The following is a 12860-nucleotide window of genomic DNA, read 5'->3' on the forward strand; positions in this document are numbered from 1 at the left end:
GCGTTGTGGGGTGGCGGTTATCAGCAATGTTGAAAAAAGACTTGCACTTACTATATTAGTATAATATAAATTAGATTATTGTCTATTTTCTGAGTTTGTGACTGATGGATATTGAAACCATGCAATGTCAGGCCCGGGCAGCAACCGAGTTGCTGCAGGCTTGTGCCCATCCTGCTCGTCTGGTGCTACTCTGCCAGTTGAGCCAGGAGGAACTGAATGTGGGTGAGCTGGAGCAGCGACTGGGTATTCACCAGCCGAGCTTGTCCCAGCAGTTGGGCGTATTGCGCCGTCAGGGGTTGATTGAGGGGCGGCGTGAAGGGCAGTTGATCTTTTATCGGCTGGCCAATGAAGAGGCTCGTGAGTTGATTCAAAGCCTGTACCGCATCTATTGCAACAAGTGACGTCTGACACCGGAGAAATTAAAGATGAAAAGATCCTGGTTGGGTCTGGCAGTGGTGATGCTGTCAGGCTTTTCATTACAGGCTCAGGCACTGGAAAGCCAGCCGGTGCAGCGTGCACCTCTGACTGAAAGCATTCAGCTGGATGGTGTGATTGAGGCTGTGCGTCAGGCGACGGTATCGGCCCAGACCAGTGGTCAGGTGCGTCGCATTCACTTTGATGTGGATGATGCGGTGGCACCGGGTCAGGTGATTGTGGAGCTGAATGATACCGAGCAGCGTGCCCGCCTGAATCAGGCTGAAGCCGGTTTGCGTGAGGCAGAAGCCGGGCTGAATGATGCCCGCCAGAATTTCAGTCGTGTGGAAGGACTGGTGCAGCGTGAGCTGGCGCCGCGAGCCCAGCTGGATCAGGCCCGTAACCAGTTGAATGCGGCGGAAGCGCGCCTGAGTCGTGCTCAGGCAGCGGTGGCCGAAGCGCGTCAGCAACTGGCTTATACCCGGGTGATTGCACCCTATGGTGGCATCGTGACAGCTCGCCATGTGGAGGAAGGCGCTTCAGTGAACCCCGGCCAGCCGTTGATCAGTGGCTTGTCGCTGGAGGAGCTGCGTGTGGTGGTGGCCCTGCCGCAGCGTTATGCGGCTTCAGCCCGGCAGCAGCGTGAGGCTCAGGTGATGTTGATGGATGGTCGTGTGCTGGAAACGGACGGCATGACTTTTTATCCCTATGCTGATCCGGCCACTCATACCTTTCGGGTGCGCATGAACCTTAAAAATCCTGAAGGGGATCTGTTCCCCGGCATGCTGGTGAAAGTCAGCCTGCCGGTGGCTGAGCGCTCTGCCTTGTGGATTCCGTCTGCAGCACTGGTGCAGCGCGGTGAACTGCGTGCCGTTTATGTGCTGAATGCTGAAGGCCAGCCACGCCTGCGTCAGGTGCGTGTTGGCAGTCGTGCCAATGGGCAGATTGAGGTGTTGTCCGGTCTGGGAGAGGGCGAGCTGTTGGTGTTGAACCCAGCGGCCGCTTTGGCACGTCTGGAGGCTGAATGATGAGCGAATCACCGCGTCTGGGTCTGTCCGGCCGTATTGCTGCGGCCTTTCAGACCTCCCGTCTGACCCCGTTGCTGGCACTGGCCGGTCTGCTGATGGGGCTGTTTGCCGTGACGGTGACGCCCAAGGAAGAGGAACCCCAGATTGATGTCACTATGGCCGATGTGTTCATCGGTTTTCCCGGTGCCAGCCCCGTGGAAGTTGAACAGCTGGTGGTGATTCCTGCCCAGCAGGTGCTGAGTGAAATGGCCGGTGTGGAGCACGTCTACTCTGTGTCCCGGCATGGCATGGGCATGGTGACGGTGCAGTTTGCCGTGGGTGTACCGCGTCAGGAGGCCCTGGTCACCCTTTATAACCAGATTTACTCCAACCAGGACTGGCTGCCGCAAAATCTGGGCACCCTGCCACCCTTGATCAAGGCCAAGGGCATTGATGATGTGCCAATCATGGCGCTGACCCTGTTCAGTGATGATCCGTTGGTGACTGCTGAAGACCTGACCCGTGTGGCACATACACTGGAAACAGAGCTTAAGCGCATTCCCGGAACCCGTGACATCTATACCCTCGGGGGTGTTCGTGATGAACTGCAGGTGATCTTGGACCCTGCGCGTCTGCGGGGTTATGGCCTGGAATTGAATGACCTTCAGATGGCATTGCAGGCCGCCAATGCCACCTCTCAACAAGCCTGGGTGGTACAGGATGGTGTGGCGATTCCGGTGCAGGCCGGCACCCTGTTGACTCAGGTTGAAGAAGTGCAGCGCCTGGTGGTTGGCATGCATGACGGTGCGCCGGTATTTCTGGAAGATGTGGCAGAAGTGGTACGTGGCGGCAAGGTGCCATCGGCGGGTGTGATGACTGGTTTTGGTCCTGCCGGTGAGCGCTCGGCGGGTCATCTTGCACAGGCTGTGACGCTGGCGATTGCCAAACAGCCCGGCCAGAATGCCATCGACATCACCCGTGCCATCGGTGACCGTCTGGAATTACTGCAGGATCGGGTGATTCCTGAAGGTGTTGAAGTGCTGGTGACGCGTGATTACGGTTACACCGCAGCCGACAAGTCCAATACCCTGATCACCAAACTGCTGTTTGCCACCGGATCGGTGGTGATTCTGGTGCTGGCTGCACTGGGCTGGCGCCAGGCATTGATTGTGGGCATTGCGGTGATCATCACCCTGGCCATGACCTTGTTTTTCTCCTGGGCCTGGGGTTTCACCCTGAACCGGGTATCCCTGTTTGCATTGATTTTTTCCATCGGCATTCTGGTCGATGATGCCATCGTGGTGGTGGAGAATATCCACCGGCACCTGCAGCTGGGTGCCAAATCCCTGGTGGAAGCCATTCCAAAAGCAGTGGATGAGGTGGGTGGCCCAACCATTCTGGCAACCTTCACGGTGATTGCAGCCCTGCTGCCCATGGCTTTTGTATCCGGCCTGATGGGCCCTTACATGAGTCCGATCCCGATCAATGCCTCCGCCGGTATGCTGATTTCGCTGATCATTGCTTTTGTGGTGACCCCCTGGTTGGCCGTTAAGCTGATGAAGCATGAACACCACGACAGCCATGGTGCCGGTGAAGCGCAGGGTGAGCAGGCCTCAGGCAAGATGCTGCGCCTGTTTGAAAAACTGATGCGTCCTTTCCTGGGTGACAACCGCAAGCGGCGCTGGATGCTGGGTGGCTCGGTGGTGGGTCTGACCCTGGCCGCAGCGCTATTGCCCGTAACTCTGGCGGTGGTGATGAAAATGCTGCCGTTTGATAACAAGTCTGAGTTTCAGGTGATTGTTGACATGCCGGAAGGTACACCGGTGGAGCAGACCCAGCGGGTGCTGCTGGCACTGGGTGAATACCTGGAAACAGTGCCGGAAGTGATGCACTGGCAGTCTTATGCCGGTACTGCTGCACCGATCAACTTCAATGGTCTGGTGCGTCAGTATTACCTGCGTGCCGAGCCCCACATGGGTGACTTGCAGGTGAACCTGGTGGATCGTCGTGATCGCAAGCGGGAGTCACACCCGATTGCCTTGTCGGTGCGTGAACCACTGCAGCGTATTGGTGCGGAATTTGGTGCCAATGTCAAAATTGTGGAAGTGCCACCGGGCCCGCCGGTACTGGCTCCCATTGTTGCTGAAATTTACGGACCGGATGCTGAGGTGCGTGCTGCGGTGGCGCGTCAGGTTGAGGCTTTGCTGCAGGGAACTGAGGGTATTGTTGATGTGGACACCACCCTGGAAGCACCGGCCAGCCGCTGGCTGATCGAAGTGGATCGTGACCGGGCGGCACGTCTGGGTGTGGCGCAGGCTCAGGTGGTGCAGGCACTCTCGATGGCGTTGGGCCAGGTGGAAGTGAGCTTCCTGCATGATGAAGGCATGAAGTATCCGGTACCGATTCGTCTGCAACTGGCCGAAGGCGACAAGGCTCAGGCATCCCGCTTGCTGTCCCTTGCGGTGCGCAGCCGCAGCGGGCAACTGGTCAGTCTGTCTGAGTTTGCCAGGGTCACACCCACCGATTGGCAGGGTGCCATTTATCACAAGGATCTGTTGCCGGTGACCTATGTCACTGCTGACATGGCCGGTCGTCTGGATTCGCCGCTGTATGGCATGTTTGATGCGGTGTTTACGCTGGCAGGCCAGCCGAATGCACCTCAGCAGTATTTCATCAGTCAGCCGGACTGGCCTGCCACAGCCGCCATCAAATGGGATGGTGAATGGCAGATCACCTATGAAACCTTCCGTGACATGGGCATTGCTTATGCCGTGGGTATGATCCTGATTTACATGCTGGTGGTGGCACAGTTCAAGTCTTATCTGGTGCCGCTGGTGATCATGGCCCCGATTCCGCTGACGCTGATTGGCATCATGCCGGGGCATGCCTTGCTGGGTGCACAGTTCACCGCCACCAGCATGATCGGCATGATTGCACTGGCTGGCATTATCGTGCGCAACTCCATTCTGCTGGTGGATTTCATCAACCAGCAGCTGGCGGAAGGCAGCAACTGGGAGGATGCAGTGATTCAGGCCAGTGCCGTGCGTGCCCAACCGATCATCCTGACGGCTTTGGCAGCCATGGTCGGTGGTTTCTTCATCATTGATGATCCGATCTTCAACGGTCTGGCCATTGCATTGATCTTCGGTCTGCTGGTTTCCACCCTGCTGACGCTGGTGGTGATTCCGCTGTTGTATTATGCGTTGTATCGTCACCGGGGTGTGCCGGGTTAACACAAGATGAAAAAATGGCCGGGTGATCCCGGCCATTTTTATGAGGGGTTAAAGGTCTGAGAATTATTCGCTGATCACCGCTTCCAGGTCGATGCCTTCACGGTCGAGCATTTTTCTCAGGCGTTTCAGGGCTTCCATCTGGATCTGGCGCACCCGCTCGCGAGTCAGGCCGATTTCCTGCCCGACTTCTTCCAGGGTGGTGGCTTCGTGGCCCCGTAGACCAAAACGACGCACCACCACTTCGCGTTGTTTTTCACTCAGCTCATCCAGCCACAGCTCCACACTGGTGCAGATGTCTTCATCCTGCACCTGATGGATGGGATCACTGGCTTCTTCACTGGCCAAGGTTTCCAGCAGGGGTTTGTCGGCATTCTGGCTGGCCGGGTAATCAAAGGAGGTGTTGCGTTCATTCAGTCCCAGCAATTTTTTGACACTTTCCACCGGCTTGTCGAGGTGCACGGCAATTTCTTCCGGGGTGGCTTCGTGGTCCAGTTGTTGAGACAGTTCACGCCCTGCGCGCAGGCAGGTATTCAGTTCTTTAACCACGTGAATGGGCAGGCGAACAGTGCGCGTCTGGTTCATTAATGCCCGTTCAATGGTCTGGCGAATCCACCAGGTGGCATAGGTTGAAAAGCGGAAACCCCGTTCGGGATCAAATTTTTCCACTGCGCGTATCAGTCCCAGGTTGCCTTCTTCAATCAGATCCAGCAGGGACAAACCACGGTTGTTGTAACGCCGGGCAATTTTCACCACCAGTCGCAGGTTGCTTTCGATCATGCGCTTGCGACCGGCAGCATCCCCCTTGCGTGCCAGACGACCGAAGTGGACTTCTTCTTCCGGTGTCAGCAGGGGTGAAATGCCAATTTCATTCAGGTACAGCTGGGTAGCGTCCAGCGAGGTGTTGGGGGTCAGGGATTCATTTTCCAGTGCCAGCTCAAAGGCCTCATCTTCATTAAGGTCTTCTGCTGCTTCCATCAGCTCAGGATTGTCCTCGTCGTCAAAGGCACTGACTTCCAGTTCTGCCAGGTCTTCATCTGGCAGTGGGTGGTGTTTTTGTTGTTGTTCATTTCTGGCCATAACCCGACTCCTTGTGACGGTGGAGGGTGCAACATGAACATCATGAAACAAGCAATTTATATGCCGTAAAAGGTTGAAAAAAAATTAATGATTTCTTGGTGCCAGCAGCAGTACCAGTATCCAGCCGATTAGTGCCAGTAATGTGACAGAAATAAAAAAAGAGGGTTCCCCGGTAATCTGGGTAAAGTGCCAGGGAAGTAACATTTGTGTGTCCAAAGGAAGCACTTTGCCATCTTCACTGATGCGGTAACGTGTCAGCAGTTGCCAGGGCCAGATGTGGGGTAGTGAGCTGATCACAAATCCGAACAGGGTGGCAAAGGTGGCGCTGCGATAATGATCAAACAGCCAGCCCAGCAGGTGAGAAAAGGCCAGCAGACCAACCCCGGCCCCCATGGCAAAAGCCAGCAGCAGCGTGGACTGCAGGGTTTTGACGGCTTCCACCAGCGGAGCATAAAGCCCCATCACCAGCAACAGAAAACTGCCGGAAATACCGGGCAGGATCATGGCGCAGATGGCAATCATACCTGCCAGGAAAAAGGTGGTGGTGCTGATGGTGCCGATGGCAGGCAGAAGCAGGGTTAACAGGCTGGAAACCAGTGCGCCTAGGCCAATGAACAGGATGCGACTGAAAGACCAGTGAGGCACCTGACGCGAAATGATGATGGCAGAACCGGCCACCAATCCAAAAAAGAATCCGTTCAGGTGGTGCGGCCAGGTGACCAGCAACCAGCTGATCAGGTGAGCCAGCAGCAGGATGCTGCTGAGGATGCCACTCAGCAGGGTCAGCAGGAACAGGCCATCCACGGCTTGCCAGATGCCTCGCAGTCCCTGCTGTTTCCAGACGCCCCATAGGCGTTGATCAAAACTGCGCAGGCTGTTGATCAGTCGCTCATAAATGCCGGTGATGAAGGCAACGGTTCCACCGGAAACACCCGGTACCACGTCTGCGGCCCCCATAAACAGGCCACGCAGATAAATCTGCCACAGCTTCATTTTTCTGCTCCGGGCAGCAGGGGCACAAAACGCACCGGTTCAATATCCTGTCGCAGGATGCGTCCCTCTTTTTTATCAAACAGGCTTAACATCTGCTCTCGATCACCCACCGGCAGTATCAGCCGTCCACCCTCAGCCAGTTGTTCCAGCAAGCCTTCCGGCAGTTCACGGGGAGCAGCAGTGACCAGGATGGCGTCAAAGGGTGCCAGATCCGGCAGTCCAAAGTTGCCATCGGCATGTTTGATCCGCGCATTGTGCAGTTGCAGGTTTCTCAGACGTTGGCGTGCTTTCTGCAACAGTGGGTCAAGACGTTCCACACTCCAGACTTCCGGTACCAGGCAGGCCAGCAGGGCACACTGAAAACCTGAGCCGGTACCAATTTCCAGTACCTTCCGGGGTTGTACTTCCAGCAGCAATTCGGTCATGCGTGCAACGATATAAGGCTGGCTGAGGGTTTGCCCCAGACCAATCGGCAAGGCTGTGTCCTCATAGGCGCGGTGAGCCAGTGCTTCATCCAGGAACAGATGGCGGGGCAGGTGGCGCAGCGCTTCCAGAACCCGGCCATCCGTGATGCCTTGCTGTATCAGTCGCTCCACCATGCGATTACGGGTGCGCTGGGAGGTGAAACCGATACCCTTCAGTTGCGGGTTTAATTGCAGGAATTCAGCCATCGGCTCACCTGATCAAGGCTTTCGTGACGGGTCATGTCAAACTGCAGCGGCGTGATGGAGACATAGCCTTCACTGATGGCATGAAAGTCCGTGCCGGGACTGGATTCGGCAGCGTCTCCGGCGGCGGCAATCCAGTAACGGCTTTTGCCGCGTGGATCAGTGATCTGCAAAGGGGCCGGTCCCCTGTGGCGATGCCCCAGGCGAGTGACCTGATAACCCTTGAGGGCAAACAGGGGCACATCCGGTACATTCACGTTCAGCAGGCTGCGTGGTGGCAGTTGCAGGCCTGATGCCTGTTCGGTGAAGCTGCGTACCAGTTTGCGCACCACTTCAGCGGCAGTGGCAAAATGGGTTTCACCGGTCAGGGAAACGGCAATGGCTGGAAGGCCCAGAAAACGTCCTTCGGTGGCTGCTGCCACGGTGCCGGAATAAAGCACATCATCCCCGAGGTTGGCACCGTGATTGATGCCGGAAATCACCAGATCAGGAAGACTGCCAAAGACACCACCGACGGCCAGATGCACGCAGTCTGTGGGTGTGCCATCCACAGACCAGAAGCCATTGTTTAACTGTTGTGGGTAAAGCGGGCGATCCAGTGACAGGGAATTGCTGGCACCACTGCGATTGCGATCCGGTGCCACCACCAGCAGTTCACCCAGGTCTTCCAGGGCTGCAGCCAGGGTGGCAAGGCCTGCGGCATGAACGCCATCATCGTTGGATAGAAGCAGTTTCATGGTCATGATTCCGGGGCTGAAATGCCGGACACTTTAGCATAATCCACCTGCATGGCATCACGGGCTTCCAGCAATTCCCTTAACAGACTGGTGGCAAAACAGCCACTTGGCAGGGTGAAGTCCAGTGTTAACCAAGGCGCTTGCCACTGCAATTGTGTTTCAGTGGGCAGCATGCGCAGTGGTCGGTATTCCAGTTGCAGGCCCTGAGCTTCCAGTGCCTGCCAGAGCGGCTTCCAGTTTTCTTGAAAAGCGGCTTCAGCCAGTGCTGCCTCACCACAGCTTTGCAGCTTGCCACGACCAGCCAAGGGGCCAGCCGGATGCAGGTCACCCTGCTGCAGGCGCTGTTGCAGGGTTTGTTGCTGGGCTTGTTGCTGGCTTTCAGACTCACCAGCAAAGTAGCTGCGTGTGCCCTGCAGGTTAAAACAACTGCCAGGCAGTGGATTGAGCCATTGCCCCTGTTCAATGCACTGGCTCAGCCAGCGGTTGAACAAGGCGCTGCGCACAGCAGATAACCACAGGCTTTTATCCTGACGTCTGGGTGGTTTCTGAGGAGGATCGGCCAGCAGCCACTCCAGTCCACGCTGCAGATTATTGCCCTGCAGACCAAAGCGCTGCGGGCCAAAATAGTTGGGCACACCCTGAGTGCAGATGCTTTGCCAGCGTTCTTGCAGCCAGTCTGCGGTACTGGTGTTGTATGCATCCAGTTCAAGCCGCAGTGTGAAGTGATTGCTGCGGTGCGTGCCACGTTTGAGTTTGCGTGGATGACGAGCACTGCGCAGTACCTGCCAGCCATCGCCTTGCAGTTGCTCAGAACCGGGATCGGCCTTGCCGGGTAAATGCAGGCAAAACCACTGACGGGTCACCGCATGGCGATCCTTGAGGCCGGAATAACTGACTGCTGCCGGGTGTAAACCAGCCTTGCGGGCCAGCTCCTGAGCAACAAAAACCGTGTTGGTACCGGTTTTTTCAATCCACAGGTAAAGGTGTTCACCCTGACCTTCTGGCTCAAATCCCAGGGTTTCCTCCACCACAAAGTCCCTGGCAGCCAGCCGGTAACTGCCCTGCAGGGATGAAACAGGCAGTGCCTTGGCAAGGGGTTGTTGCAGTTGCTCCAGCAGGGTCATGTGCGCTCCAGCAGTACCACTGCCTGGGCGGCAATGCCTTCACCACGACCGGTGAAACCGAGCTTTTCAGTGGTAGTGGCCTTGATATTGATGCGATCCAGGGTGGTATTGAGGTCTGCTGCCAGTTTGTTGCGCATGGCAGGCAGGTGGGGTGCCATTTTCGGAGCCTGAGCAATCAGGGTCAGGTCGGCATTCACCAGTTGATAACCTTGTTCCTGCACCGAGGCCATCACCCGGCGCAGCAGGATGCGGCTGTCCACGCCGGCAAAGGCGGGGTCGGTGTCCGGGAAATGATGGCCGATATCACCCAGGCAGCAAGCGCCCAGCAGCGCGTCACAGAGTGCATGGATCAGTACATCCCCATCCGAGTGAGCGACCAGCCCCTGGCTAAAGGGAATTTGTACGCCGCCCAGGGTGATGAAGTCACCGGGACCGAATTTGTGTACATCAAAGCCTTGTCCAATACGCATGAGGTGCTCCGTTTAACCCTGCTGCTGGCTTTGCAACAACAGTTCAGCCAGGGGCAGGTCTTCGGGGTGGGTGATTTTTATATTGTCGCGCCGACCTGTCACCAGTAATGGCTGGTAGCCGGCAGCTTCAAGGGCAGAGGCTTCATCAGTGATGGTCAGCCCCTGTTGTAATGCCTGCTGCAGGGCAGCCTTCAGCAGGCCATAACGAAATATCTGAGGGGTCAGGGCATGCCAGAGCTGCTGGCGATCCACAGTGCCTAACACCTGGTTTTGTGCATCACTGCGTTTCATGGTGTCTGCCACCGGTGCTGCCAGCAGGCCACCAACCGGATGGTGATGCAATTGTGACCAGAGGTTGTGTAAATCTGTCGGTGTAACACATGGTCGAGCCACATCATGCACCAGTACCCAGTCATCGGCAGCAGCCAGACCTTCCAGAGCCTGTAGGGCACTGAGCACTGAATCAGCCCTTTCCTGCCCACCGGGTACGGGCACCAGTTGCAGGTTCGGGCAATGTTGTTGCAGGCGTTCTGCAGCAGCAGGCCACCAGTGATCCTGTGGGTGCAGGGGAATATATAAAGGGCTGGCCGGAAAGGCTTGATGCAGGCGCTGCAAGGTGACTTCCAGTAGGGTGCGGCCTTGTAGTGGTAGGTATTGTTTGGGACGGTCAGCAGCCATGCGTTGGCCGATGCCTGCCGCAGGCAGCACACACCAGAGGGCAGCAGTAGTCATGGTTTGCCTGTTTCCTCGAGGCTTTTTTCCTGATCTGCAAACAAACGAAACTCGGCAGGTGGTTGGCCAATTAACCAGAAAAAGGTTTCCTGTTTACCAATCATGCCCAGATCAAAGCGTGCACGCTCCTCAACCGCGTCCAGACCACTTTTCAGATCCTGTACCTCAGCATTCAGCCTTTCATTGCGTTTGCGCAGTTGCTGGTTTTCCTGCTCCTGATGCGCTACCAGGCGGCCAATCTCGCGGTATTCCAGCAGGCCGTTCTCACCCCACCAGAGGCGATACTGGGTGATCAGCAGCAATAACAACAGTGTATAAGTCAGTAGTCGGAACATGCATAAACCGGTTGGCAGCAAAAGCAGTGATTATAAAGAAAAACCACCCCGAAGGGTGGCTTGATGCTGTGATGGTTGATGGGGCTGCGGAGGGATCAAAAAGCAAAGGCAAAGTAGAGTGAAGGCAAAAAGAAAGGCGACTCACCCATGCCAATGGCATCATCAATACCGGCCACCATTTGTACGGAGCCACCTGCCACCACGTGTTTTGCCAGACTGCGCTCATAGCCGATGGCAGCCATCAGGCCCAGATCATCATCATTGCGTCCATCCCACCAGGCACCACCTACTTCATAAAACACACCTTGATGGTAGCGATCGATATAACCCTTGTAAGTCACTTCCAGAATGTTGAGATTGTCACCGGAAGAATAGGAGGCGCGCACGGCTGAGCTGCGGCTCAGTGAGCCTTGCCAGAAGAGGTTGAACATGCCGTCATCCATGTTGTTGTCGATCAGACGTACAACATCCGTGCCGATGGTGTGTGTCATCGCTGAAGCATGAAAAGGCAGCAGGACAGCCACAGCGAAGCACAAAGCGCTCAGGAGTTTTTTCATGGTAGTTCCTTTTAATGATTAAAAAACCGGGTTGGTCCTGATGCAGGCAGTTGAAAATCCCACAAGTAATACAGCGATTTTACTTTAGTCGTAGTGGCTGGGTAAATGTCTTGAGATGTGAACAGGCGTGAACTGGCGCACAAAAAAGCCACCGCGAGGGTGGCTTTTGAGTTTGATGGCAACGGCTTTTACTGGCCCTTGATGGCTTTACGGCCCGGGTAGGGTGCCTTGCTGCCAAGGATTTCTTCAATCACCAGCAGGCGGTTGTACTTGGAAACGCGATCCGAGCGGCACAGGGAGCCTGTCTTGATCTGGCCGGCGGCAGTGCCCACTGCCAGGTCGGCAATGGTGGCATCTTCGGTTTCGCCGGAGCGGTGAGAGATGACTGCTGTGTAACCGGCATCTTTAGCCATTTTGATGGCTTCCAGGGTTTCGGTCAGTGAGCCGATCTGGTTGAACTTGATCAGGATGGAGTTGGCAATGCCTTTGTCGATGCCTTCTTTCAGGATTCTGGTGTTGGTGACAAACAGGTCGTCACCCACCAGCTGCACCTTGTTGCCCAGTTTTTCAGTCTGGGTTTTCCAGCCCGCCCAGTCAGACTCATCCTGACCGTCTTCGATGGACACAATCGGGTAGTCGGCACAGAGTTTCGCCAGGTAGTCACTGAAGCCTTCGGAAGTGAACACCTGACCTTCACCAGCCAGATCATACTGACCGTTTTTGTAGAATTCGGAAGAGGCGCAGTCCAGTGCCAGGGTGATGTCTTTACCCAGCTCGTATCCCGCATCAGCCACCGCCTGTTTGATGACGGCCAGGGCATCGGCATTGGAAGCCAGGTTGGGAGCAAAACCACCTTCATCGCCCACAGAGGTGCTCAGGCCTTTGTTCTGCAGCACTTTTTTCAGGGCATGGAAAATCTCGGCACCGGCCCGCAGGGCTTCAGCAAAGGTGGGCGCGGAAACCGGCTGTACCATGAATTCCTGAATGTCGACGTTGTTGTCGGCATGTTCACCACCATTGATGATGTTCATCATCGGTACGGGCATGGAGTAAACACCGGGGGTGCCGTTGATGTCGGCAATGTGTTCAAACAGCTCAACACCCTTGGCGGCAGCAGCTGCTTTGGCGGCAGCCAGCGAAACAGCCAGAATGGCATTGGCACCCAGTTTGGCCTTGTTGTCGGTGCCATCCAGTTTCAGCATGATGCCGTCGATGGCAGCCTGGTTGGTGGCATCCTGACCCAGCAGGGCTTCACGAATCGGTCCATTAACGTTGGCAACGGCTTTCAGGACACCTTTACCCAGGTAGCGAGCCTTGTCACCGTCACGCAGTTCCAGCGCTTCACGGGAACCGGTAGAGGCACCGGAAGGTGCGCAGGCGCAGCCCTTGAAGCCGCCTTCCAGCAGCACATCTGCCATCACGGTGGGGTTGCCGCGTGAATCCAGTACTTCACGCCCTTTGATGTCGATGATTTTAGCCATGAATGGAAGTCTCCAGTTTTTGTCTGTCTGTC

General features: G+C 56.2%; 13 protein-coding genes. 3 read left to right on the top strand and 10 right to left on the bottom strand.

Annotated features, from left to right (window positions below):
- Positions 1–119: 119 nt before the first annotated feature.
- Genes BT114_RS04205 through BT114_RS04215 form a run of 3 tightly spaced genes read left to right on the top strand, consistent with a single transcriptional unit; the run spans position 120 to position 4654 of the window.
- Positions 120–401: an ArsR/SmtB family transcription factor gene (locus BT114_RS04205; protein WP_245770387.1), complete on the top strand. Its 282-nt coding sequence runs from the start codon at positions 120–122 to the stop codon at positions 399–401.
- A 24-nt stretch (positions 402–425) separates the two neighbouring features.
- Complete coding sequence (locus tag BT114_RS04210; RefSeq protein ID WP_072325089.1) at positions 426–1442, top strand: efflux RND transporter periplasmic adaptor subunit; 1017 nt, start codon at positions 426–428, stop codon at positions 1440–1442.
- A complete protein-coding gene (locus BT114_RS04215) occupies positions 1439–4654 on the top strand; it encodes an efflux RND transporter permease subunit (RefSeq protein ID WP_072325090.1) in 3216 nt (1071 codons plus the stop codon). The genes BT114_RS04210 and BT114_RS04215 overlap by 4 nt, the downstream gene beginning before the upstream one ends.
- 63 nt (positions 4655–4717) lie before the next feature.
- Here BT114_RS04215 and rpoS read toward each other — a convergent pair whose 3' ends face one another.
- The 10 genes from rpoS to eno form a co-directional block, all read right to left on the bottom strand.
- Positions 4718–5731, bottom strand: a complete 1014-nt coding sequence (gene rpoS, locus BT114_RS04220; protein WP_072325091.1) for an RNA polymerase sigma factor RpoS — start codon at positions 5729–5731, stop codon at positions 4718–4720.
- A gap of 84 nt (positions 5732–5815) precedes the next feature.
- Positions 5816–6724 carry a DUF368 domain-containing protein gene (locus tag BT114_RS04225; RefSeq protein WP_072325092.1) on the bottom strand — a complete coding sequence of 303 codons (909 nt, stop codon included), beginning with the start codon at positions 6722–6724 and terminating at the stop codon, positions 5816–5818.
- The gene (locus BT114_RS04230) at positions 6721–7395 is read right to left on the bottom strand and encodes a protein-L-isoaspartate(D-aspartate) O-methyltransferase (protein WP_072325093.1); all 675 of its coding nucleotides are present in this window, start codon (positions 7393–7395) and stop codon (positions 6721–6723) included. The genes BT114_RS04225 and BT114_RS04230 overlap by 4 nt, the downstream gene beginning before the upstream one ends.
- Positions 7374–8129 carry a 5'/3'-nucleotidase SurE gene (gene surE, locus BT114_RS04235; RefSeq protein ID WP_072325094.1) on the bottom strand — a complete coding sequence of 252 codons (756 nt, stop codon included), beginning with the start codon at positions 8127–8129 and terminating at the stop codon, positions 7374–7376. Before surE ends, BT114_RS04230 begins: the two co-directional genes overlap by 22 nt.
- 2 nt (positions 8130–8131) lie before the next feature.
- Positions 8132–9253 (bottom strand): tRNA pseudouridine(13) synthase TruD, encoded by a 1122-nt coding sequence (gene truD, locus BT114_RS04240; protein ID WP_072325095.1) that lies wholly within the window; start codon positions 9251–9253, stop codon positions 8132–8134.
- Positions 9250–9723 (bottom strand): 2-C-methyl-D-erythritol 2,4-cyclodiphosphate synthase, encoded by a 474-nt coding sequence (gene ispF / locus BT114_RS04245; RefSeq protein ID WP_072325096.1) that lies wholly within the window; start codon positions 9721–9723, stop codon positions 9250–9252. Before ispF ends, truD begins: the two co-directional genes overlap by 4 nt.
- Before the next feature lie 12 nt (positions 9724–9735).
- On the bottom strand, positions 9736–10455 hold the full coding sequence (ispD, locus tag BT114_RS04250; RefSeq protein WP_072325097.1) for a 2-C-methyl-D-erythritol 4-phosphate cytidylyltransferase: 720 nt from the start codon (positions 10453–10455) through the stop codon (positions 9736–9738).
- Entirely contained in the window at positions 10452–10790 is a 339-nt protein-coding gene (ftsB, locus tag BT114_RS04255; protein ID WP_072325098.1) for a cell division protein FtsB, read from the bottom strand. The genes ispD and ftsB overlap by 4 nt, the downstream gene beginning before the upstream one ends.
- Positions 10791–10885: 95 nt before the next feature.
- Complete coding sequence (locus tag BT114_RS04260; RefSeq protein ID WP_072325099.1) at positions 10886–11347, bottom strand: hypothetical protein; 462 nt, start codon at positions 11345–11347, stop codon at positions 10886–10888.
- 188 nt (positions 11348–11535) lie between these two features.
- On the bottom strand, positions 11536–12828 hold the full coding sequence (eno, locus tag BT114_RS04265; RefSeq protein WP_072325100.1) for a phosphopyruvate hydratase: 1293 nt from the start codon (positions 12826–12828) through the stop codon (positions 11536–11538).
- Between the last annotated feature and the right edge of the window lie 32 nt (positions 12829–12860).

This window comes from Marinospirillum alkaliphilum DSM 21637 (assembly GCF_900119735.1).
GTDB classification, from domain to species: Bacteria; Pseudomonadota; Gammaproteobacteria; order Pseudomonadales; family Halomonadaceae; genus Marinospirillum; species Marinospirillum alkaliphilum.